Origin of the sequence: Neorhizobium galegae bv. orientalis str. HAMBI 540, assembly GCF_000731315.1 — a bacterium.
Lineage (GTDB): Bacteria > Pseudomonadota > Alphaproteobacteria > Rhizobiales > Rhizobiaceae > Neorhizobium > Neorhizobium galegae.
Genome location: NZ_HG938354.1, coordinates 1,117,831 through 1,140,990 on the forward strand (window position 1 = coordinate 1,117,831; position 23,160 = coordinate 1,140,990).

Sequence of the window (23,160 nt, forward strand, 5' to 3'; positions counted from 1 at the left end):
CCTGTGACCCAAGAAGGGCCTGACCGAGTTGGTCACGTGACTGTCCTGTCCATGCATATGACCGTGGTCGAGCCGTGCGATATCGGTCAAACTCCGGAGGCTACGGCATGGAACAGAAGGTCAAGGCAGCTCGTCATGTTGTCGGCGACGTCGATACTCATAAGGATTTACATGTCGCAGCGGTCGTAGATAATTACGACCGCGTTCTTGAGACACGCAGTTTTCCGACGGCCCGCAACGGCTATCGGTTGATGCTGGCCTGGATGCGGACATTCGGCGAGTTGCAGCGCATCGGCATCGAATGCACAGGCAGTTATGGAGCTGGGCTGCCGCGATACATGCAGACCGCGGGTGTGGAGGTCCTCGAGGTGACCACACCAGATCGTCACGACCGTCGAAGACGGGGCAAAAATGATGATCTCGATGCCCAGGCCGCGGCACACGCAGCCTTTGCCGAACAGCGAACCGTCACACCTCGAAGCCGGGACGGTATGGTGGAATCTCTCAGAGTTTTAAAGGCTTGCCGAAAGACGGCGGTCAACGCCCGGCGCATAGCCCTGCAATTGATCCAGAATACGATCATCGCTGCGCCGGACGCATTGCGGGATCAGCTTCGACGCATGACCCGCATGCAGCTGGTTCGATTACTTGCCGCCTGGCGTCCAGACCTGACAGCCTACCGCGATGTGGAAGCCGCGTATCGGATCACCCTGAAGTCACTTGGTCGCCGGTATCTGGAACGGCACGATGAGATCGCCGATCTCGACATGATGATAGCTGCAATTGTCGAGGACTTGGCTCCGGACCTTATCGAACGGAATTCAATTGGCCACAACAGCGCCGCCCAGCTCTTGCTCACTGCCGACGACAATCCCGAGCGGTTGCGGTCAGAAGCCAGCTTCGCTGCGCTCTGCGGCGTCAGTCCTGTTCCCGCATCCTCAGGCAAAACCATCAGACATCGACTGAACCGGGGTGGTGACCGACTTGCCAATAGCGCCCTTCATATTATTGCAATTGGCCGTCTCAGGACCGACGAGAAAACCCAACAGTATGTCGCCCGGCGTGTTGCCGCCGGGCATTCCAAGCTCGACGCAATCCGGGCACTGAAGCGATACATCGCTCGGGAAGTCTTCGGCATCATCATGCGCCGCCAGAAGGAGGTCAATCAGACAAGGATCGTCGCTTGACAAACAGAAGGGCGTCCAGGGGTCGCAGTTCACCTCGATGGACTTCACGACCGTGCTGAAGAAAGCCGAGATCGCCATCTCGATGGACGGTAAAGGCGCATGGCGGGACAATGTCTTCGTCGAGCGGCTCTGGCGTTCGATCAAATACGAGGAGGTCTACCTCCGCGCCTACAAGACCGTATCCGAGGCCCGCGCTGGCATCGGCCGCTATCTGAGCTTTTACAACAGTCGACGCCCACATTCATCGCTTGACCGGCAGACGCCGGATCAAGCCTACTTCAACGCGCTGGCACCAATGACGGTGGCGGCATAACCGAGGCGGAAATCCACTTAGCAAAACGCCCGAAACTGTTCAGACAAACCGAGCCAGCTCTTTCCTCTAGCCAAAGAACGCTATCGAGCTGGACAAGCTCTTCGATATAGCCGACGAAGCGGTGCTCCCGAAGATCTGCCGCGTAACAAGGAACTCCATTGCGCTCAAGATAAGCCTTGGAAGCGAACAGCCCTGTTTTAAAACGCCCAATCAGATGACTGTCCAGGGCAGTTCCACGGAGTTTAAAAAAACTTAGAAATAGATCCGCCTCGCGGCGAGCGACGCGAACCGACTGAGGGGATGTTACCAGTTCGAGGTCAAGATCAGGATGCCGCTCACTGAGTTCCACAAGCCGTTTTGAGAGATAAAGTGTGCGATACCCTCCATCGTAGCGAGTCTGACGGTACCGCGGATCTCGTCGCGATTGCTCACGTCACTTCGAAGGGCATTCACCCCGTTCTCAATTTCCTCCGCCCGCCGCATGGTAATTAGCCCAGCCGGTGTCAGCAAAAGTCCATCCGGATTTCGCTCGACGAGCGCGCCGCCCACCGTATATTCTAAACGAGCAAGCCGGCGCGAAACGGTAGAGTGGCTGACCTTCAGTTCGCGGGCGGCGCCGGTCACGCTCTTGCACCGGACGACAGTAAGGAAAAGCTTGAGATCATCCCAATCAAGGTGGTCAATTGCCCTCGCCATGCTACCCCCCGACTATTTTTGCACAGCATAGTGCATTCTATTGGGGTTGGCGCGCAGATTCGCTCTGTTAGCTTCGGACGCGACCCCCCGGTTAGTCCGTGTGAAGCAAATTTCGGCAGGCGGACTGATCCCAAAAGTTGGTCTGCTTAAGGTAACCTAGGAGAAGACCATGTCGAGACAAACTGTGAACGCTTCGCACGCCACGGCTGTGGGACCATACTCGCACGCGACATGGGCTGGCGACTTGCTGTTCTGCTCTGGCCAAACGCCGATCAACCCGAGCTCCGGCAGACTGGCCGATGGCGGCATTGCCGAACAAACACGCCAATGCTTTGATAATCTATTTCAGGTTCTCGAGGCGGCAGGATTAGGGGGCGACGACGTTGTTTCAGTCAACGTCCATTTGACCGACATGAGCGATTTCAGCCACATGAATCGGGTTTACGCCACTCGTTTTTCAGCACCTTATCCCTCGCGCACCACCATTCGCTGCTCCAGTCTGCCGCTAAGCGGTTTCACGACGTCGTTGCGGGTTACAACCGCTTTGACCTATTCGACGTAGCTGTGAACCGGACGCGTCGAAAGCCGATAACATTTGTAAAAGACATCACTACGGAGTCTTCAACGGACACAGAGGTGCAAGCGTTACCGGAGTAAGGCGATGACACGGACGGGCATGCATATGACCAAGAAGGGGTTCTCATTCCAAGGCCCTGTTGAAGGCGTTCATGCCCTCAACTCCTGGATCACCGCTGAAGACGATCTTTTTCTCGTCACTCATATGGGGTTCCTGGAGATCGACCCTAACCATTGGCATCTGGATATCGATGGTCTCGTGGGAAACCCGGTGAAGCTGCGCTTGGCTGATCTCCTTGCAATGCCGCAGCGCGAGTATATGTCATTTCACGAATGCGCTGGCAGCCCTCTTGCTCCGACAATCGCCAAGCGCAGGATTGGAAATGTGGTTTGGAAAGGGGTACCGCTATCGCTTGTTCTAGAGCGCGCGAAGATCAGCAGCGATGCGTCCTACGTATGGACTTCCGGCCTTGAGTGGGGCTCGTACGCAGAAGTCGAAGAACCTTATCAAAAGGATCTGCCGATCGCGAAAGCACTTGCAGAAGAGGTTCTTCTTGCACTTGAGATCAATGGCCGGCCGCTTTCCATGGAGCGCGGAGGTCCGGTTCGGCTGGTCGTGCCAGGATGGTACGGCACGAACTCCGTAAAATGGCTTGGTTCGATCACGGCCGCAGACCGGCGGTCGCGAAGCGCCTATACGACGCGTTTCTATAACGACCACACGGCTTGGGGTGTGAGACCGGTTTGGCATGTCGCCCCGGAGTCGGTTATCGTGTCGCCGTCCCCAAGTGATATACTGCCAGCTGACATGCCAACAACAATATGGGGCTGGGCTTGGGGAGACAATCAGATTTCGAGTGTCGAGGTGAGTGTGGATGGAGGAGGCTCGTGGCAGGCTGCAACAGTCGGGCCACGCGAGGATAGAAGCTGGCAAAGGTTCGAGTTGTCATGGTCGCCTCGAGCGGGTCAGCACCTCCTAATTTGCCAGTGCACGAACGAAGTCGGGGAAAGGCAGCCGTTAGCTGACGCGAGAAACGCGGTGCACTCGGTGGAAATAAACGTTGCATGATAAGCCCTCATCTGCAGCAATGTTATAGTTATCACTGGCCCCCCGGCGCATGAATTTGCCTCAACGTCCCGTTCCTGTTCGGCAACCCGGACATCTGAGCCAATACCCTTGACCGTGGTCTGGGGGCAAGGCGTCCGCCCTTTATTTTCTGTCCAGGAGGGCTTCAGTCCCTGGCTCCGCGGAAACCCAGTGTGGCCGGCTTGCCGCGTCGTCCAGTCTACAGGAGGAGCCAAGCCGCACTGCTCGTCGATAAGAGTGCGTTCCAGCCGCCGCCTTTTCTGACGTCGAGGGAGGCGCGAGGCAAGGCGGAAAGTCGCCTTGCGGAATCGATTGGTCTTACACGTCAGACGAACCCTGCCACGCAAGGTAGCTCAAGAAAACAAAACGACATACGGGGAACAAGAGAATGTGCAAGCTTGTCAGTCAGGAAGGGTGCGATCATGTCGCCAATAGCGCCGTTTCCATTTGGCCCATCATCGTTATCTGCTTTACGATCGTCGTCTTTGATGGCCTCGACACCATCTCAATAACCTTCGTGGCGCCAACGATCGCCACTATCTGGGACATGCCGGCGTCCGCCATGGCGCCAGTCTTCATGGCTGCCAGTATTGGCGCGGTCATTGGTTACATTGCAGCAGGTCCAATGGCAATTCGCCTTGGAGACCGCAGAGTGATGCTTCTCAGTGTCGCAGTTTTTGGCATTGGCAGCCTCGCCAGTGCAACTGCCACCGATATCTTGGGTCTCGCTACCCTGCGGCTAATGACCTCCGTAGGGTTGGGAGCGGTTCTGCCTCTTGCTGTGGGCGCTGCGTCGTCCGTCGTTTCACCGGCACGTAGGTCCACCACAGCCATATTGATCACAACCGGTCTTTCAGCAGGGGGCGTACTGGCGGGTATTCTCGGAGGGCCGCTGATCCAGAACTATGGCTGGCAATCAATCTTTATAGTCGGTGGAATACTGCCCCTGCTTCTATTGCCGGCCATCGTCTGCTTTTTTCCTGCTTCGAGCCGTGAGCATACCGTAGCCGGCAAAGAAAATGCGATCCTAGGGCTGTTTGCGGGGCAGCTTGCACTTCGGACGATTCTTCTTTGGCTTTTCGCCTTCGTCGTATTTGTGGAAGCCTATGCCGTCCTCTACTGGACGCCGACGTTGTTGATCAACTGGGGCATGCCATCTGAAATGGCTCCAGCGAGCGCGGCAGTACTGTCCATGGGTGGTCTGTTCGGAGGCGTGATCCTCGTTTTCCTGGTGGTGGAACTGAGTGTCGTGAGATCCCTTATGGTGTACGGGGCCTTCGGGCTCGGCTGCATTCTGGTCTTCGCACACGGAAGTCTGGACAAGACAATAATGATGGTTGTCTTCGGTATTGGAGCCGGACTGGTTCCTTGTTGTATGGGGCAGGCCGCTCTCGCTGTTTCGTTCTACCCCGGACACCTTCGAGCGACAGGAGTTGGCTTTGCAGCGGCCGCAGGCCGGATCGGTTCTGTGGTCGGCCCGGGTCTTGGAGGCGCGGTCATCGCATTAGGCTGGTCGACACAGCAGATTGTCCTGATGGCGGCGGTCCCGTCCATATTTTCAGTGATCATTCTTGTCGCAATACACATCCTAGGACCTATCGACATTCAGGATTCCCAAATCGCTTGAAGACTGATTGGTAGACGACCGTGTTTGATCACGGAGGTTTGTGGATGGCAGCCAGATGATATGAATTGAGCGATGCTCAGTGGGCGAAGATTGCGTCGTTGTTGCCTGATAAAGCCGGGGATCCGGGGCGCACTGGACCGGACAACCGGTTGTTTACGAATGGTTGTCTTTGGGTGTTGCGCTCTGGCGCACACTGGGCGCGATCTGCCGGAGCGGTATGGCAAGTGGAAGTCGGTGCATAAGCGTTTCAGCCGCTGGTGCCATGCCGGCATCTGGGAGCAGGTGTTCGAGACGCTGACGGCCAACCGTGACAACCAATATCTGATGATCGACAGCACGATCGTCTGTGCTCATCAGCAGGCGGCATCCGGAAAAGGGGGGCCAAGGATCAGGCGCTGGGGCGTTCCCGAGGTGGATTGACCACTCGGCGACATCATGCAAGCTCCGGCGCCTCTGGAAGGGCAGATCGGCAATGTCGTACTGGCCGATAAGGCCTATGACAGCAATGCTTTGCGAGAAACGCTCGCCAACATGGGAGCCAAAGCCGTTATCCCGTCAAACCGTTCGCGCAAGATCATCATTCCGCACGATGAACTCGCCTACATGCATTGCAACCGCATAGAGAGGTGCTTCAACCGAATGAAGCACTTCCGCAGTTTTTCAACCCGATACGATCGCAGAACCATTCATTCCCAAGGCTTCTTCTATCTGGTTGCCGCAATGCTCTGGCTGCGATGAATGTCGATCGTCCTAGCTCCCAACGACCGCTCGACCCGCGGCCAAAGCCCAATGAGCTCCATAGTGCTGATCTGCTGCTGCTGCTTTTAACGTCTCGCGATTATGCTGTTATGGGATACGGTCGCTAGCGCGTTGTTCCTTAGAGCCTGACCGAAAAAGAGTTGAGTGAAATCAGCCAGTTGTGATTCTGTTCGTTTGCTTAGGACGAACGGAGACCACAATGGGCTGGACTGATTTCACTCGTCGGCAATATGCCCGACGCGCAATGCGGTATGCAAGCGATCTGACGGACCGGGAATGGGGATTGATCTCGCCTTGCCTGCCTGGACCGAGGCGATTGGGCAGGCCGCGTAGCACCGATTTTCGCGAGGTCGTGAATGCGTTGCTTTACATCGCCACGACGGGGTGTCAGTGGCGGATGATGCCCAGGGATTTTCCGCCTTTTACAACTGTGCAGTCCTATTTCTACAAATGGCGAGCGACAGGGTTATGGGGGCGGATCAACCATCATCTTGTGATGGAGGTGCGTGAACTGGAAGGTCGGGAAGCCTCGCCGTCTGCCGGCGTGATCGACAGTCAAAGCGTGAAAACTACGGAAAGCGGCGGAGTTTCGGGCTATGACGCGGGCAAGAAGATCAAGGGACGCAAGCGTCATATCGTCGTCGACACGCTCGGACTGATGGTCGCCTCATGGTTCACAGCGCCGACATTCAGGATCGCGACGGCGCGCCTGCCGTCCTCAAAACCATTCTCAAGCGCTAGCCGTGGCTGAGACATATCTTCGCCGACGGTGGTTATGCCGGACCGAAGCTGAAGGGCGCACTGCAAAAGATCGCTGCGTTCACTCTCCAGATCGTCAAGCGGACCGATAAGGCCAAGGGCTTCGAGGTTCTGCCGCGTCGCTGGGTCGTGGAGCGCACCTTCGCATGGCTTGGCAGATGCCGACGCTTGGCGAAGGATTGGGAAAAGTCCGTCGCATCAGCCGAAGCCTGGATCACTATCGCCCACATCCGCGTCCTGACACGACGCCTGGCAAGGTACGGATATCGTGGAAACCTTTTCGAGTCAGGCTCTTAGGCCTTGGAGTAACCTATCCGGCTGCATCAAACGGACCTCGCGTATGAACTGAAATGCCAATGCAGGTGACCGAGCTACCCTCGAAGCAGTCTAGACGTTGTCGAAAAATCCCGAGGCCTGCGCCTGTTGCGCTGTCGCAAAAGGGGTCCTTGCGACAGCTTATCCTTCTCACAGCCCTCTACCAGAACCGGCCCCTATTGAAGAAGTTCAGCCGTTTCCGAAAAAACCATTAAATGACCTCCTCGATATCAGGCAAGCGCCACGACTTGTCGAAATATGGCTCTAGCGGGCCGAACAAGCGGAAATACACAAACCAAGCTCTACCCGGCGTTGTCGGTATCCAGTTCTGCTCCAACCCCTTCGGAGTCTGCGGTCCCATAACAATCTCAATGGAGCCGTCGTTTTGGACCTTGAGTTTTTGCCGGGAAGAACGATCCACGATCTGTTGCTTGTTCTGAATGAGACCACGGGTCTCGGTGTCGTACAGCGTGATCGACCAAAAGGACTTGGCAGGGACATTGGCTGGAACGCGCAGCCGGTAAGACTTTGCGCCATCAAAAGCGTGTCCGTCGGGATCACAGTAGGCGGTGAGGTATGCCGAGCCAGTTCCGGGTGTCTTGGTGAGAACGGCGGCGGAAGTGCCCGTGACCTCGTAAAAGAACGCCATCCGTTCATCAAGCAGAGTGCCATCCGGCACGTCCTGTCCGTTGACAAAGTCTTGAGGTATCAAATATTCCCAATGCGTATCGTCCCGATAGCGCATCCCTGGAATGCGCTTGCTGAAGGCACTAGCCTTCGCCATCGCTTCGCCGAGCTTTGCGGCTCTCTCAAGTAGCCCTCTCTGTCGGTCGCTTGGCGAAAACGATCCGTCATAGGTGACGCCGAGCGGCTTCAGCATAGCTGCAAAGAAGCGGTCTCGATCCTCGATCTGTTCACCATTCAGCGCCTGAACCAACGACTGCCAATATGCGAGGCCTTTAGGATGAGCCATACTGGTCAACTCGCCCCCGGTCTTGAACCTAAGAAGCACCTTCGCGCCGCTCCCTGTTGCGCCAAGCGGATAGACCTGAATTTTAGAGAAAACAGCCTCGACCTTCGTGAGGTCACCATCGAGTCCCCGGCAAAACATCAGGACTTTGTTGGTCCGGGAACGCAGCACTTTTGCGCCATCGGGGAAATTTTCCGGCGCTTCATACGCCGGACCGACCAATACGAATTCCGCTCCCTTGCCGCCATCTGGCCCCGAAATGCCGACATCAATGAGCGGACGATCCCACCAGTCGATCAGTGAGCCCGCGGTAGCGCCTTCAGGATAGTCGATGACAATTGGCCCCTCCGTAAGATCAAACCACGCGAACACATAGGGCGTCGTTACATTCGACCCGAGCATGACGCTGACGTCCCGATACCCGGCAACAAGCACGAGATCGCCGCTCCTCGCGTCGGCGTTGTCGATAAGCATCCGGCGCGCACCTTCCATTCCGACGATGGGAACCGCCCAGAGATAGGCTTGCACTGCGCGTTGAAAATCCATGGTATCATAAAGCTTCTCAACCGTATCTGGCGTCGGAATTCCGAGGTCGAACTCCAAGTCGGCACCCTGCGGGACTGCTTCGGCGGCAGCATCATGTGCTGCTGCCGCGCTAGGGCCGACCGCTCCAAGAATTGTAGCAGATGAAGCCATCTTGAACGCATCCCTCCGAGTGATTTCCATTGAATGATACTCCCTACCGTTCGATTTCATGCACCTTTACAACAGTCATGCTGTCACCATGATGTCAGCATAGGGCATGGCCATAAGCGGTTGATCGGTTAAACGTCTCACGAGGTGATGTCCGTTCATCTCGATGGGAAGCAAAAGGGGCGTTATGCGTAGAGCAGACAGATTACTTCAGATCATACAGATCCTACGCCGCGAACGCAGACCGATCAGCGGCCGAACCATTGCGTCGGAACTTGAGGTGTCGTTGCGAACGATTTACCGCGATATCGCAGCGCTGGAAGCATCCGGAGTGCCTGTTTTTGGCGAGCCTAGTGTCGGGTACGTGTTGCAGGACGGCTACGATCTGCCACCACTGATGTTTTCGACGAACGAACTGGAGATCGTCATGCTGGGATTACGCATGGTCGGGGCGCGGGGAGGCAAAGAAATAAACACCACAGCGCGCGACGTTGTCGCCAAAATCTCCGCCATTTTGCCGGATGCAAAACGCTCAGAATTTTGGACCGCACCCTTACTTGCGCCTGGGCCGGAGGTCTTACCGAAGGATGGCCCCGTGCTGCTCCAATTGCGGGGTGCGATGAAGGTTAATTGCAAAGTAGAGATCCTTTACCACACGGCAGACCGTGAACCTGAGCGGCGCACTGTTTGGCCAATCGTTATCGCCTTCTTCGATTGCGTCCGAGTGCTCGCCGCGTGGTGCGAACTTCGGGAGGCATATCGATATTTCCGGACTGATAGGATGCTGGAAGTCAACCTGCTCCATGCGAAGGTCCCTCGCTCGCGAAAGCGGATCTATGCGGACTGGTGGCATCACGAAAAAATGGAATCAAAGCTAGGCGTCGACGGCATGGGTGCTGTCGCTCGCTCCTAACGCCAAAGCTTGGCACCGCAGATTCGTGTTATTGGTGGATTTTGGCAGCAATGGTTTGATAAGATCGCTCTGACGCCGCTAGGCAGATTAACCTGATGTGGTGGACCGCCTCTGCTCCCGGCATCGCAATGTGGGGTCGGAACAAGAGGAGTGCGAAATCGTACGCGGCCTTTATCAACCAAAGACAGCTACGGCCGATTTGATGGTGATGCCGCCATCCGGGCTTCTGCGCATCTGACGGCCGGTAGCAGCGCGGAACACTTGCAGTAATTGCAGCGCCGGCGGCACCCGCGACCAGAGGGTTTTCATGCTTTCCTTGCCGCTTCGGCTTTTTCGCAGAGCCTGTCCGGTAACAATGCGCTGGGACCAGCGGAAACCGATTTCGTGGAAATATAGGTCGGCAAGTTCTGGGCTGATGTGATGAAAAACACCTGCGATGGTTCGGCGGACCCGAGCATTGAACCCTTCAACTGAATTGACGTGGACGGCATCCCGGATATATTCACGGCTTGAGTGGTTGACTGTTTCGTGTGCGGCGAAGCTTTCGCCAATGGCCATGAATGCCTTGACCTCGTCACTCATCAAATGCGCATGAAGCTCAACTTGTGTTGCAATTGCGCCTACGGCAGCACGCAATGAAAGGCCGGTAACGACAGCGGCGCGGGCGTCGCCGGCGGTGGAGCCAGGGGTAATGTCTGCCGGTCGCTGCACGATCGCCATGACCGGCGTCCTCTCAGCTTTCACCTGCCCCATGCGGCCTCTTCCGGGTGGCGGATCATGGGCATGCTTTCTGGGCCTTCAGCCAAGATAGAAATGGTCCACTTCGACCGTGCCGTCGAGCGTATGCTCGCGCGACAACCATGAGGCGCAACGCATGACCGATCCGCCAGGCAGTGGGCTGGCTCACCCCCAGTACCTCTGCGAGACGGACCGAGGACAGGCCTTTGTCCGACTGCAGCAACAACCACATCGCCTTGAGCCATACGCGCAAGGGAAGTTTCGTGGCGTGCATGGGCGTGTGAGTTGTCACCGTGAACTGGAACCGGCAATCACCGCTGGAGCATTGATAGAGACCCGCCCGCGCGCGGCGCTTGCCCATATCGCGGCCAGCTATCGCGATCGAGCGTTTATAACCACAGGCGGGGCAGACCCTGCCATCCCGCCATACCATGCCTTCCAGCAAATGGCGGCAATGCTCCTCGTCCCGGAACGCGGCGACCATGTCTTCAACTGTCCGAATATTGGAAAGTGTTGCCAGCATCATTTCAGACATAATTACCTCCTTCGGAACTGACCGTAGAATCGCATGGAAAGCACTATATCACAACGTATTTGCTGTCTTTGGTTGATAAAGGCCTCGTACGATTTCGACCTGCTCTTGTTCTGACCCCAAATCCTCTCGGCGACATTCTCGACATTGCTGCAATCGCAGAATGCGGTCGCTCCTGCGGCCTCAAGATCGTCGTTGACAGCACATTCGCTTCGCCAGCCTTGCAGCGCCCGATTGAGCACGGCGCCGATATTGTCCTGCAATCGCTTACCAAATACATCAACGGTCATGGCGACACACTCGGCGGTGCCCTGCTGGGAGACACCGCAATCATTCAAAAACTGCGGGAAACCAGCCTACGTTTTCCTGCGACGACCGTGATTTCACCGCAGGCTTCGTTCCTCATCCTTCGAGGCGTGAAAACACTTGCCCTCAGGATGGACCGGCACAGTTCCGCCGCCCATGCGATCGCACTGACATTGGAAACCCATCCGGCGGTAGCGTGGGTGAGATATCCCTTTCTTCCATCTCACCCGAACCATTCCATCGCTCGCAGGCAGATGTCAGGTGGCTCGGGAATGGTGGCTTTCGGCCTTCGTGCGGGTAGGAATGGTGCCACTGCGATGATCAGCAGACTGCGGCTTATACAGTCGGGCGTCAATCTGGCCGAGGTCGGCAGCCTCATATGCCATCCGGCCGGCCTCACCAGCGCCCGCCACCTGTCCTTTTCAGGAAGCGGCCTTTGCGACGCGCTTGGAGATGACGTCATCCGCTGCTCCGTCGGCCTGGAGGATGCCGAGGATCTTATCGAAGACATCCTGGAGGCTCTGGATTTCGGCTGAGGCCGTCCGACAAACGCGATCAGAAGACGATTCATCCCGTTAGGACATGCCGCTGCTGAATATGGAACTTCCACTAAAACCAATAACTTGAACAGATTTCGAGAGACGTCCTTAATTGTGGAACTGCCGGCACGCACGCCACCTGTCACCTCAGGCGATCGCCAGCGCTGGTTCACGCGATCATATTCCCAGCGTCGGCAGCAAGGATGCTTGCCGCACCCAGACCGCAATCCCGGCGCGGCAGCATTACATTGACGACAACCGTCTGCGAACGATCGCGGTATAGAAATCTACGCCGTGGATCAGCCCGTTGTCGTTGAAATCATAGTTGGGATTGTGGAGAGGCGCGGAGTCTTCTCCATTACCGAGGAACACGAAGCAGCCTGGCACATGCTCCAGAAATCGGGCGAAGTCCTCGGAGGCAGTCATCGGCTCGCGCCGTTCTTCGACGTGCGCGTCGTCTAGGAAAGTCCTTGCCGCTGCGACCGCCTCGTCCACGAGCGCTGCGTCGTTAAGCAACGGCACGAACTCTCTCGTGTAAATCAGTTCCGCGGACACGTTGTGTGCAAGCGCGGTGCCTTCTGCAATAATGTTCATCTGCTTTTCGATCTGGGAGCTAACCTCAGGCCTGAAGCTGCGGGCATCGCCAAGGATCCGCGCGAGCCCCGGCAGTGCGTTCCGCGTTCCGTCGGTGATCAGCTCCGTCACTGAAATCACAGCGATGTCAGATGGATCGAGACGCCGTGAGACGATCGTCTGCAGGTTCGTGACAAGCGCGCAGGCTGCGATCAGGACCTCATTTCCCGAATGGGGATTTGCGGCGTGGCCGCCTACACCCCTCAGGATAATTTCGAAGTTGTCCTCGGCGGACATCAAAGCCCCGCGCCGTGTCTGTAGATGCCCAACGGGAAGACCGGGCATGTTATGAATGCCGAAGATTTCGTCGAAGGGAAACCTCTGCATTAGCCCGTCGTCGATCATCGCGATCGCACCCCTCCCCCATTCCTCCGCCGGCTGGAACACGAAGCGGACCGTTCCGTTAAACCCACCTTCTTGGGCTAGCGCCTTCGCGGCTCCAAGAAGCATTGTCGTGTGGCCGTCATGGCCGCAGGCATGCATGATGCCTTGGTGTTGCGACCGGTAATTCCGATTGCCTTGCTCGGTTATGCGGAGCGCGTCCATGTCGGCGCGCAAGGCAATGGATCTGTTGCTGTTGCCCAGTCTGAGGGTGGCGACCACGCCTGTCCCGCCGACGCCTTCCACCACGTCGTCAAGGCCGAACTCTGCCAACTTGCGTGCGACCAAACCAGAGGTCCGCTTTTCTTCAAAGCCGAACTCCGGATAAGCGTGCAGTTCTTGCCGCCATCCGGTCATTTCGGTTTTGAGCGCTTGCCTGTCGATGCTCATGCCGTCTTCCCTTGCGCTGCTACCGCCTTCGGCGTGCTGCCCACAATTTGCTCGTACTTACCAGGATCCGTTGCTCCTTCGGTATTTATCACGAAAATGCGGGAAGAACTGTCGAGGTGCAGAGCCATCTTAATAGCAGGATCGGCAACAGCTCTGAGGAAGCCTGCCAGGCCAACCCCGCCGCTTTCTCCGGCGATGATGGGGGGGTCGCCAGCGGCGGGATTGGCGAGCCGCTTCATAATCGCTACTGCATCCTCTTCTTCTACCGTGATGAACCCGTCGGCCACGCGGGAAAGAATTCTCCATGCGACAAGCGAGGGCTCATAGCATTCAAGCATGGCCATAACCGTAGACTCGCCGTGATCAATCGAGACAGGATGCCCCGCGCGTGCCGTTTCAAATAAGCATGCAGCCCGTGCCGGATCGACGACCGTAAACACCGGCCTGTTCTCGCCGTACGCAATAGCGAGATATCCGGCCACCGCAGCCGCGATGCCGCCAACACCGGACTGGATAAAGACGTGTGTCGGCGAATCTGGTATTTGCCTGAATGCCTCCCTAACGAGAGCAGGTATAGCCCTGCATAACCAGACCGGGGATGCGCTCGTAACCCGGCCACGAGGTGTCTGAGACAATGATCCAACCGTTCTCCTCGGCGACCCGCGCCGCCTCCTTCACCGAATTGTCATAGTTGCCGTCAACCCGGATCATTTCTGCGCCGAAGCGTCCGATCGCTGCGACCCTTTCGTCGCTGACCCCGGAGTGGACAAAGATAACTGCCTTCGCCCCGACCAAACTGGCGCCTTGCGCGACCGAGCGGCCGTGATTGCCGTCCGTTGCGCAAGCCACGGTCATCATCGGGGCCACCGCCCGGACGTCCGGCGATTTCAACTCGGCAATATCGACTGTACGGCCGAGCCGGTACGACGCTTCTTCAAGGACTAGTCGAGTAACTGCGTAGGCGCCACCGAGTGCTTTGAAGCTGCCGAGCCCCAGTCGTTGTCCCTCATCTTTCATGTGGATGGACGCTACCCCGACTTCGGCGGCTAGTCCTGACAGCGCCACCAACGGCGTCTCGGAGTGGTTGTCGCGAAACGCCAAGTGACGCTCGACTTCGGCGGCAGCAGCGACGCTAAAAGTTTCGGCATCTCGTTCGACGAGCGGTTGACGATATTCGAGGTTCGAATTCATAAGAAACATGTTTGATCTCCGTGGAGACTGAAACATATTGCATTCTCCGCGAAAATAGCGCTGATTTTGGCGAGTGTTTTTGCAATTTTGTTTCATTGGCTGACTAAATGATCGCATTTCCCCGTCTGGACGAGTTCGATCGCGCCATCCTTGAAATTTTACAGCGCGACAACACCACTTCCCAGCGCACGATTGGCGAGGCGGTGAATCTCTCTGCTCCGGCTGTGCAGCGTCGGATCAAACGGATGACTGAAGATGGCGTGATCAGGGCGAATGTTGCTGTCGTCGATCCATCTGCTGTGGGGAGGTCCATCACGATTTTCGTGGAAGTCGAGGTCATCAGCGAGACCGCGGCCCAGATTGAAGAAGCGAAAAGACAATTCGCGTCCACCCCTGAAATCCAACAATGCTACTATGTGACCGGGGAAGCGGACTTCGTTCTCGTTATCGTCGTCGCTTCGATGAATGACTACGAGGCGCTCACCCGTCGCCTCTTTTTCGGCAACAACAACGTCAAAAAATTCAGAACGTTCGTGGCGATGGACCGCGTGAAAGTCGGGATGGAAGTGCCGACGAGGATGTGACCGATATAGGGCGCCTCAAGGACGTGACATTGTCACTGCGACCACAGCCCTGGCCAGAGGTAGGGGAACAGGGGTAAACTGCTCCTGTTTTCAGCATGTAACTTAACACGCCTAATCGCTCCTCTTCGACAGGTACTGTGCCGAGGTCAAGTAGTAGTTCCGGGCCGTGGCATTGATCTGGCGTTCACCCAGCTCGGTCAGCGCCCGGGCCTTGATTTCCTTTGCCGCCACATTTTCAGGGTCGAGAACCAATACAAAATCGGCCAGTTCGGCGGCCCACTGATACTCCTTCACCTCGACCGCTTGATTGGCTCGATCGAGCGCCTCCGCTGGTCCGCCGGCTAGATCGATCATCTTGTGGGCGCGCTCGGTAGGTTGCAGCGGGTATAGATTGGTCGCGTTGCCATCGAACCATCCCACATAGTCGGCGTAAATGCCCCTTACCGCCCAAGCGACGCTGCCATAATACTCCTGCAGGTAGGGGCTATTTGCGAGTTCGTCAGATAGCCTCACCTCCTGGACAAGTTCGTCCGGCGTCTTGCCCTGCTTGATACCTGCGAGGGTCTGGTCGAGGATGGTCTTGATCCCGTCACGGTAGTCTGTGAGAGCCTTTCGGACCTCGTCCCTCCCGAGGATTGGACGCATATGCCCCTGCACCATGTAGGTGGCGTCCAGACTGAGCATCTTTTCGAGGCTGGCGATCCACTTCTCAGGCGGCCTCAGCTTTAGGCCGCGGATCGGAGAGAGGTTCGGGTACGATTTCAAGAAGTCGTCGCCGGGAATAAGAACGCCCTTTTCGGCCATCCAGACAGCGGTGTTCTCTGGAGATTCACCGGGCATATGAACGAGCTGCAGCCGGACGCCCGCCACCTCGATCGTCTGGCTCTCGCCGCTGAAGGTGCGCGTCGGCGGCAAGTAGCCCTCCCGCGTGTGCGGCGTCACACGGCCGTATTCGAGTTGGGTGCCGGCATTGATGAACAGCTCGTCGGGCAGCGTGGTGCCAAATGCATCACCGCCGGCGCGCTGGCCCCTGCCGAACTCGGGACCGGATTCCACCAGCGTCTGGTGACTATAGATTTCAGGACTGTCGTTTCCGGAAAATACCGTCGCGCCGCCGGAATGGTCCGGGTGATTGTGAGTGTAGATGATCGCCCTTACTGGTCGCACCAGGCGACCGCCGAAGGCATCCATGACCGCCCTCGCGTCGACGGGGTTGGCGGACGTGTCGACAATAATCGACGCTATGTCACCTTGAATTAGGATGACATTGCTCGCGGAGTAGCCGACGGCCGCAAAGACGCCGTCGGTGATCTCAATGACTTCCTTCCTGAACTCGGCGGAACTCGCGCGGAGTTGCTCACGGCCGGCGAACTCGTCTGCTTGGGCGGGCGCCGATTGATCTCGAGGCGATTTATTCACTATAGCTAACCCTCGCAACTCAATCATTTATCATCCGCCAATGGCCGCGCTGTAGACTTGTTGCCATGCGAGTTGGGTACTTGTCATGGCTCGATCCCTCCCGCTTAGCAAGCAGTCACAGAAACGAGCTGCGTCATCAGCTACGAGGCAAGACTGGCCATCGCCTCCAGAAACGTATCGATCTCTTCCTCGGTATTGTAATAATGCGGCGACGCTCGCACCACGGGCGGGAGCTGTCGATCATGGGCATCAATCGGGGTACTGGAGGGCGGGGAAACCGAGACGTTGATTCCCTTGCCAGCCAGATAGGCCATGACGGCTGGCGAATCCCAGCCGTTAACGGTGAATGAGATGATGGACGCGAGCGGCGCCCCAAGATCATGTACGGATACGGCACGCATCCCCCTCAGACCTTCCCGAAGCCTTGACGAAAGGTGACTGCAGCGCGCCTCGATGTTTTCGACCCCTATTTCGAGCGCGTAATCCACTGCTTCCCGCAAGCCGAGACGAACCGAATAGTTCTTCTCCCACGTTTCAAAGCGTCTGGCATCAGGTCGCAACTCGTATCGATCGGGTGCGGTACAGGGGGCGCCGTAGAGGTCGATCATCGCTGGCTCGATCTTCTCCAGAACTGATTTTCGCATGTACATGAACCCCGTTCCCCGCGGCGCGCGGAGAAACTTCCTGCCGGTAGCGGTGAGGATGTCGCAGCCGAGAGCATTCACATCGATCGGCGTTTGACCCGCAGCTTGGCAGGCGTCGAGCAGATAGAGAATGCCGTTGTCTCGCGCTATTCGACCGATCGCTGCTGCTGGATTGATAAGCCCGCCGTTCGTCGGGATCCAGGTGACCGCTATCAAGCGAACGCGCTCATCAATCATTTTCGCCAGTGCGTCCGGATCAAGGACGCCAGAGGCGTCATTCGGAATGATTTCGATGGATACGCCGGTGCGCTTGGCAACCTGCAAAAAGGCTACGTAGTTGGCAGCAAATTCGGCACTTGCCGTCAGAATCCTGTCTCCAGGTCCAAAAGAAAGGGAATAGAAGGCGCGCTGCCAGGCGATCGTCGCGTTTTCAGCTATCGCTATCTCGTCGCGAGTGCAGTTTACGAAAGTGGCCAAGCTGTCATAGGCCCCCTCCAACAACGAGTTGGCCTCCGCTGCTGCCTCGTAGCCACCGATTTCGCCCTCCCGGCTCAGGTACCCAATCACTGCATCAATCACCGGGCTCGGCATCAGCGCCGCCCCAGCATTGTTGAGGTGGTTTCTGTTTCTTGTGCCGGGAGTATCAGCACGTAGGCGAGGAAGGTCCAAAGCCTTGCGGGCGTCGCGGTTGTTTTGCGACATGAGGAGTTCCTTCCTTTAATCTAGCCACCCACCTTGTTGACGCAATCAACACTGTGGCGGAAGCCGATACTTTTGCAACCAGCTGTGCAGATTTGAACGGCGTGGCGTGACCGGGCGCCGGTTAACAGGCCAGCCTGCTCCGCGGGCAGCAACGTGCGCATTTCACCGTGACCAGGGTGCGTTTCCCAGAAGGCGTTGTTCGTCCCGACGAACCAGCGTTTTCACGAACTGCTTTACGGCTCTCACTCTGGGTAGATAAGCCAGGTCCTGATGTGCCGACATCCAGATCTCACGTTCGCCGCTCAACTCTTCAAGTACCGGAATGAGCCCGAGTTTCAGACTGCGTGCGAATTCAGGAAGCGCTACAATTCCTGCGCCCGCAGACGCCGCGAACATCTGCGACATCATGCTGTTTGAGCTGAACGCAATCGTTGGGGCGGGTACGAGTTCCTCTAGCCATAGAACGCTTTCGAGCTGAACTAGCTCTTCGATATAGCCGACAAAGCGGTGCTCGCGAAGATCCGCCGCTTGAGAGGGAACGCCATTGCGCTCCAGATAGGCCTGCGAAGCGAACAAGCCGGTCTTGAAACGTCCGATCAGCTGACTGTCGAGAGCAGTTCCATGGGGCTTGAAGAAGCTCAGGAATAAATCTGCTTCCCGGCGAGCGACCCGAACCGTTTGCGGCGATGTCACAAGCTCGATGTCAAGATCAGGGTACCGACTACTGAGCTCAACGAGGCGCTCGGAGAGGTAAAGCGTTGCGATGCCCTCCATGGTGGCTAATCTGACTGTACCGCGTACCTCGTCTCGATTGCTCACGTCGCTGCGAAGCGCATTCACCCCATTCTCGATTTCCTCCGCTCGCCGCATCGTAACAAGCCCGGCTGGGGTCAGCAGAAGTCCATCCCTGGTCCTTTCGACGAGTGCGCCGCCAACCGTGTATTCCAGGCGAGCAAGCCGACGGGAAACAGTGGAGTGGCTGACCTTCAGTTCCCGGGCGGCTCCGGTCACGCTCTTGCACCGAACGACGATGAGGAAAAGTTTGAGATCGTCCCAGTCAAGATGATCGATTGCGGTCGCCATGCTACCCTCCGTCTATTTTTGCACAGAGTAGTGCATCCTATTCGGGTTGGCGCACAGATTCGTTCTGATAGTTTCCAACGGGCTGTAAAGGCGAACATGCAGCATATCATAACGCAAAACCACTTGCGGATATGCTGGTCGCCAGCAGGTCGCGCTTCTTAACCTGCCTTGGGAGAAACCATGTCTAGACGAACTGTGAATGCTTCGAACGCTGCGGCAGTAGGACCATATTCGCACGCGACATGGGCCGGCGACCTGTTATTTTGCTCGGGCCAGACGCCGCTCGATCCCAGCACCGGCAAACTTGTCGACGGAACCGTCGCCGACCAGACACGCCAGTGTTTCGATAATCTGTTTCAAGTTCTTGAAGCAGCAGGCTTGGGGTCGGATGATGTCGTATCCGTCAACGTCTATCTCACAGACATGAGCGACTTTGCTCAGATGAATGAGATTTACGCCACACGTTTTTCATCGCCCTTCCCGGCCCGCACCACCATTGGCTGCGCCAGCCTGCCGCTTGGAGCGCGTATTGAGATCGGTTTAGCCGCAAAACGGCAGTCCTAAACCTGCTTTTGGCGAAACAGCCGAGATGGCTGATGGCGAACGTTGATCAGGAGAGGAATGCCGATGGGAAGCACGAACTTCAAGGCCGCCGCTGCTCATGTTGCGCCGGTTTATCTCAATCCGTTGGAGAGCGCAGAGAAAGCTTGTTCGGTAATTGCAGAGGCTGCTCGAAATGGCGCATCGCTCGTGGTCTTTTCGGAGAGCTTTCTTCCCGGGTTTCCCGTCTGGGCGGCACTTTACCCGCCCATTCAATCGCACGGACATTTCAAACGATTTCTGAACGCCTCGGTATATGTGGATGGGCCAGAAATTGAGCGTGTGCGCAAAGCCGCGTCCGATAACAGTGTTTTCGTTTCCATCGGTTTCTCCGAGCGCAACCCGGCAAGTGTTGGAGGACTGTGGAATAGCAATGTCTTGATTTCCGATACAGGCGAAATCCTGATCCACCATCGAAAGCTAGTCGCAACTTTCTTCGAGAAGCTGGTTTGGGATCCTGGCGATGGCGCGGGACTGGTCGTCGCAAATACAAGAATTGGTCGAATTGGCGGTCTCATCTGCGGGGAAAACACAAATCCACTCGCGCGCTACAGTCTGATGACGCAGGCAGAGCAGGTTCATATAAGCAGTTATCCGCCGATCTGGCCTACTCGTGTTCCCACAGAGAGCGACAACTATGACAACCGGGCGGCCAACCGCATCCGTGCCTCAGCCCATTGTTTCGAAGCCAAGTGCTTCGGAATTGTTGTCGCAGGTCGCCTGGATGAAAGCGCTCGCAGATCCATTGCTTTGGATGATTCTGCCATCGCAGCAATTATAGATGCCAGTCCGCGGGCCAGCAGTTTTTTCCTTGGACCGACTGGAGCGCCAATTGGTGATGAAATGATCGACGAAGGTATCGGCTACGCCCACATCGATCTCGACGACTGTGTTGAACCGAAGCGCTTTCACGATGTCGTTGCAGGTTACAATCGCTTCGATATATTTGACGTTACCGTCAACCGGGCGCGCCGAAAGCCGATCACATTTTTAGAAGACCACGCTAAGGAGGCTCTAACAGGCCCTGAGGCGATGGCTTTGTCGGAGTAAGGCTATGGAGCGGGCAGGCATGCAAATGACCAAGAAGGGTTTCTCTTTCCGGGGCCCGGATGAAGGCGTGCATGCCCTGAAAACTTGGATCACCCCGGAGGACGATCTTTTTCTGGTTACGCATATGGGGTTCGTCGAGATCGGTTCAGAGCATTGGTATCTCGATATTGATGGCCTCCTGGGCAACCCAATGAGGTTGCGTCTCTCGGATCTTCAAGCCATGCCGCAGCGCGAGTATATGTCGTTCCACGAATGTGCTGGGAGCCCTCTTGCCCCGACAGTCGCCAAGCGAAGGATCGGCAACGTGGTTTGGAAAGGGGTGCCGCTGTCGCTTGTTCTGGAGCGTGCAGAGATCAGCAGCGATGCGTCTTACATCTGGACTTCCGGCCTCGAGTGGGGCGAGTACGCAGAAGTCCAAGAACCTTACCAAAAGGACCTCCCTGTCGAGAAAGCGCTCTCACAAGAAGTTCTTCTCGCACTTGAGATAAACGGTCAGCCGCTCACTCCGGAGCGCGGAGGTCCGGTTAGATTGGTCGTGCCGGGTTGGTATGGCACGAACTCCGTAAAGTGGGTTGGTTCGATTACGGCCGCCAACCGTCGGGCGAGCGGCGCCTATACCACGCGCTTCTATAACGATCCGACTCCTTCAGGCGGGAAGCCGGTTTGGACTGTCGCCCCGGAGTCGGTTATCGTGTCGCCGTCCCCGTATGATCCGGTATTGGCTGACGTGCCGACGAGAATATGGGGCTGGGATTAGGGAGATCGTGAGATATCAAGCGTCGAAGTCAGCGTAGATGGAGGAGACTCCTGGCAACGTGCCACTGTAGGTCAGCGCGAGGACAGAAGTTGGCAGCGGTTTGAATTGCCATGGACCCCAGCGTCCGGCCCGCATCTCCTGCTTTGTCGCTGCACCAACGAGATTGGCGAGGGACAGCCCCCATCGGAAGCAAGAAACGCCGTGCACTCTGTCGAGGTTCAAGTTCGTAACTAGGTCTACAGCAAACGCGAAATCAGGCGGCGTTCGAAGGAAATCGGAAGTCCTCACTGGGTTTCATCCCGATGATCATCGAGCCGAGCGCGGAGGCGCCGACAAACGCCAGTGCACCCATGTTGATCGGTTGGATCGTCGCAATGATAAAGATCGCGACCAGTAAGCCGATGGCCAATAGTTCCAATACCCATGATTCCCCTCCCTCTGACGCACTCTAATTTAGTGCCGTAGTTGTTGTGTTCGAGATTGATGCAGAATGTCGACGCGCCCTCCGCCCAGAGGACGCGATCGCCTTACGTCCTGGCGTAAAGATCGGCGTATTGCTGCCTCAAGACGTTTTTCTGGACCTTGCCCATCGTGTTGCGCGGCAGGTCGTTGGCAAAAATGACGCGCTTTGGCAGCTTGTAGCGCGCGAGACGGTCCTGGAGTGCCGCGACGATCGCCTTTTCATCGATGCTCGCGCCGGGCTTGCGCACGACGATGGCCGTTACCCCTTCGCCGAAGTCGGGATGCGGCACGCCGATCACGGCGCTCTCGACCACGCCCTCGATCTGGTCGATCTCGCCCTCGACCTCTTTCGGATAGATGTTGTATCCACCCGAAATCACAAGGTCCTTGTCGCGACCAACGATGTGCACATAGCCCTCGGCGTCGATTTTGCCGAGATCGCCGCTGATGAAGAAACCGTCGGCCGTGAATTCGGCCGCGGTCTTCTCCGGCATACGCCAGTATGGCATTGTAAACTTAACGTTCACGAGGCAATCGTAGGCCGCTTGCACCATGGCGGTTCAGGCGCGAGCGACTTTTGCCCAGAGGGTTGATTGCCTCTGAACGCAGTTCGCGATGATGGCTTGAGGAAATGTCGTGGCGGGGGATGTGTAACAGGTTGGCGATAGGATCATGGATAGAGGCGAAGCGCTGCAAATGGCGCTGCGACTTGAAGCGTTTCATGATCCGTTCCCGTCGCCGGAATGGCTGATGAGAGTTTTTCGCCCGATTGTTCAAACCTTTATGCGAGCGGTGTTCGACACTTGGCATAATCTCGCGCTTTGCAGCGTCGTATATCCCGCAGTCGTCAATCATCCGGCAGAAACAGCGTTGGCTGTGGAGGTTGCCCGTACCGTCATGGGAGAGGATTCCGTCGATCCCGACCACTCGCAGCTCATGGGCTCTGAGGATTTCGCTTTCATGCTCGAACACCGGGCCGGAAATATCGCGCTGCTTGGAAACGGCAGCACGGCGGGGCTGCATGACCCTGGTTATGATTTCAACGATGCAGCGATTCCTTACGGTGTCGGCTACTGGACACGTTTGGTCGAAACAGCAATGCCGGTGCAGAAATCCTAGGACCGTTCCGATGCAGATCATTTTTAGGTCCCTTGTGAGGAACGATCTTCCCGAACTGCGCAAGTGGTTCGAGGATGCAAAGCTATCACGTCGGCTGTCACTTCCGACTGATGAATGGCTGCACACGTCGCGACT

At 56.9% G+C, this 23,160-nt stretch carries 15 protein-coding genes and 11 pseudogenes; 15 read left to right on the plus strand and 11 right to left on the minus strand.

Translation table 11 applies throughout. The annotated features are described in order from the left end of the window. Positions 1 to 107 precede the first annotated feature (107 nt). Both RG540_RS27900 and RG540_RS27905 read left to right on the plus strand, forming a co-directional pair. A complete protein-coding gene (locus tag RG540_RS27900) occupies positions 108 to 1,187 on the plus strand; it encodes an IS110 family RNA-guided transposase (RefSeq protein ID WP_041365352.1) in 1,080 nt (359 codons plus the stop codon). A 16-nt stretch (positions 1,188 to 1,203) separates the two neighbouring features. Beyond that, positions 1,204 to 1,500: pseudogene (locus tag RG540_RS27905) on the plus strand (transposase); the annotation flags it as partial. 61 nt (positions 1,501 to 1,561) lie between these two features. On the opposite strand, the pseudogene RG540_RS33555 reads toward RG540_RS27905, so the two are convergent. After that, positions 1,562 to 2,196: pseudogene (locus tag RG540_RS33555) on the minus strand (LysR family transcriptional regulator); the annotation flags it as partial. Between the two features lie 169 nt (positions 2,197 to 2,365). On the opposite strand from RG540_RS33555, the gene RG540_RS32035 reads away from it, so the two are divergent. From RG540_RS32035 to RG540_RS32045, 6 genes and pseudogenes are all read left to right on the plus strand, one after another. Beyond that, positions 2,366 to 2,758: a RidA family protein gene (locus tag RG540_RS32035; RefSeq protein ID WP_080725107.1), complete on the plus strand. Its 393-nt coding sequence runs from the start codon at positions 2,366 to 2,368 to the stop codon at positions 2,756 to 2,758. Continuing rightward, a pseudogene (locus RG540_RS33325) lies at positions 2,704 to 2,853 on the plus strand (carbon-nitrogen hydrolase family protein); the annotation flags it as partial. The gene RG540_RS32035 and the pseudogene RG540_RS33325, both read left to right, overlap by 55 nt. A 4-nt stretch (positions 2,854 to 2,857) precedes the next feature. Next, complete coding sequence (locus RG540_RS27915; protein WP_041365354.1) at positions 2,858 to 3,841, plus strand: molybdopterin-dependent oxidoreductase; 984 nt, start codon at positions 2,858 to 2,860, stop codon at positions 3,839 to 3,841. Positions 3,842 to 4,247: 406 nt separating this feature from the next. Next, entirely contained in the window at positions 4,248 to 5,486 is a 1,239-nt protein-coding gene (locus tag RG540_RS27920) for an MFS transporter (RefSeq protein WP_046602144.1), read from the plus strand. A gap of 65 nt (positions 5,487 to 5,551) precedes the next feature. Next, a pseudogene (locus tag RG540_RS32040) lies at positions 5,552 to 6,224 on the plus strand (IS5 family transposase). A gap of 220 nt (positions 6,225 to 6,444) precedes the next feature. Then, positions 6,445 to 7,301, plus strand: a pseudogene (locus tag RG540_RS32045) (IS5 family transposase). Positions 7,302 to 7,530: 229 nt separating this feature from the next. Here RG540_RS32045 and RG540_RS27940 read toward each other — a convergent pair. After that, entirely contained in the window at positions 7,531 to 9,015 is a 1,485-nt protein-coding gene (locus RG540_RS27940) for a DUF1254 domain-containing protein (protein ID WP_155414763.1), read from the minus strand. A gap of 154 nt (positions 9,016 to 9,169) precedes the next feature. On the opposite strand from RG540_RS27940, the gene RG540_RS27945 reads away from it, so the two are divergent. Beyond that, a complete protein-coding gene (locus tag RG540_RS27945; RefSeq protein ID WP_041365355.1) occupies positions 9,170 to 9,895 on the plus strand; it encodes a helix-turn-helix transcriptional regulator in 726 nt (241 codons plus the stop codon). Positions 9,896 to 10,069: 174 nt separating this feature from the next. Here the strand turns inward: RG540_RS27945 and RG540_RS27950 are convergent. Next, a pseudogene (locus RG540_RS27950) lies at positions 10,070 to 11,168 on the minus strand (IS1595 family transposase). A 59-nt stretch (positions 11,169 to 11,227) separates the two neighbouring features. Between RG540_RS27950 and RG540_RS32050 the strand changes: the two are divergent. Continuing rightward, positions 11,228 to 12,007, plus strand: a complete 780-nt coding sequence (locus RG540_RS32050; protein ID WP_244446714.1) for a trans-sulfuration enzyme family protein — start codon at positions 11,228 to 11,230, stop codon at positions 12,005 to 12,007. Positions 12,008 to 12,253: 246 nt separating this feature from the next. Here RG540_RS32050 and RG540_RS27960 read toward each other — a convergent pair whose 3' ends face one another. Continuing rightward, complete coding sequence (locus RG540_RS27960; protein WP_041365357.1) at positions 12,254 to 13,414, minus strand: M20 aminoacylase family protein; 1,161 nt, start codon at positions 13,412 to 13,414, stop codon at positions 12,254 to 12,256. Beyond that, positions 13,411 to 14,614, minus strand: a pseudogene (locus RG540_RS27965) (diaminopropionate ammonia-lyase). The gene RG540_RS27960 and the pseudogene RG540_RS27965 overlap by 4 nt, the downstream one beginning before the upstream one ends. A gap of 98 nt (positions 14,615 to 14,712) precedes the next feature. On the opposite strand from RG540_RS27965, the gene RG540_RS27970 reads away from it, so the two are divergent. Then, a complete protein-coding gene (locus tag RG540_RS27970; protein ID WP_041365359.1) occupies positions 14,713 to 15,189 on the plus strand; it encodes an Lrp/AsnC family transcriptional regulator in 477 nt (158 codons plus the stop codon). 111 nt (positions 15,190 to 15,300) lie between these two features. Here the strand turns inward: RG540_RS27970 and RG540_RS27975 are convergent, their stop codons facing one another. The 3 genes from RG540_RS27975 to RG540_RS27985 all read right to left on the minus strand — a co-directional run bounded on the left by RG540_RS27975 (position 15,301) and on the right by RG540_RS27985 (position 19,037). After that, positions 15,301 to 16,635, minus strand: a complete 1,335-nt coding sequence (locus RG540_RS27975; RefSeq protein ID WP_046601177.1) for an alkyl/aryl-sulfatase — start codon at positions 16,633 to 16,635, stop codon at positions 15,301 to 15,303. 113 nt (positions 16,636 to 16,748) lie between these two features. Then, positions 16,749 to 17,954: an aminotransferase class V-fold PLP-dependent enzyme gene (locus RG540_RS27980; protein ID WP_041365361.1), complete on the minus strand. Its 1,206-nt coding sequence runs from the start codon at positions 17,952 to 17,954 to the stop codon at positions 16,749 to 16,751. A gap of 162 nt (positions 17,955 to 18,116) precedes the next feature. Further along, positions 18,117 to 19,037: a LysR family transcriptional regulator gene (locus tag RG540_RS27985; protein ID WP_041365363.1), complete on the minus strand. Its 921-nt coding sequence runs from the start codon at positions 19,035 to 19,037 to the stop codon at positions 18,117 to 18,119. Positions 19,038 to 19,217: 180 nt separating this feature from the next. On the opposite strand from RG540_RS27985, the gene RG540_RS27990 reads away from it, so the two are divergent. From RG540_RS27990 to RG540_RS28000, 3 genes and pseudogenes are all read left to right on the plus strand, one after another. Beyond that, the gene (locus RG540_RS27990; protein ID WP_041365365.1) at positions 19,218 to 19,601 is read left to right on the plus strand and encodes a RidA family protein; all 384 of its coding nucleotides are present in this window, start codon (positions 19,218 to 19,220) and stop codon (positions 19,599 to 19,601) included. Between the two features lie 63 nt (positions 19,602 to 19,664). Further along, positions 19,665 to 20,687, plus strand: a complete 1,023-nt coding sequence (locus RG540_RS27995) for a carbon-nitrogen hydrolase family protein (protein ID WP_041365367.1) — start codon at positions 19,665 to 19,667, stop codon at positions 20,685 to 20,687. Positions 20,688 to 20,691: 4 nt separating this feature from the next. Further along, positions 20,692 to 21,678: pseudogene (locus RG540_RS28000) on the plus strand (molybdopterin-dependent oxidoreductase). Between the two features lie 28 nt (positions 21,679 to 21,706). On the opposite strand, the pseudogene RG540_RS32055 reads toward RG540_RS28000, so the two are convergent. The 3 pseudogenes from RG540_RS32055 to RG540_RS33330 all read right to left on the minus strand — a co-directional run. Further along, positions 21,707 to 21,862 (minus strand): annotated as a pseudogene (locus tag RG540_RS32055) (SLC13 family permease); the annotation flags it as partial. 109 nt (positions 21,863 to 21,971) lie between these two features. After that, positions 21,972 to 22,409: pseudogene (locus tag RG540_RS28005) on the minus strand (AMP-binding enzyme); the annotation flags it as partial. A 57-nt stretch (positions 22,410 to 22,466) separates the two neighbouring features. Beyond that, positions 22,467 to 22,740 (minus strand): annotated as a pseudogene (locus tag RG540_RS33330) (DDE-type integrase/transposase/recombinase); the annotation flags it as partial. Here RG540_RS33330 and RG540_RS28010 point away from each other — a divergent pair. Further along, on the plus strand, positions 22,690 to 23,025 hold the full coding sequence (locus tag RG540_RS28010; RefSeq protein ID WP_244446715.1) for a M20/M25/M40 family metallo-hydrolase: 336 nt from the start codon (positions 22,690 to 22,692) through the stop codon (positions 23,023 to 23,025). The pseudogene RG540_RS33330 and the gene RG540_RS28010 sit on opposite strands and share 51 nt — an antisense overlap. Positions 23,026 to 23,160 lie beyond the last annotated feature (135 nt).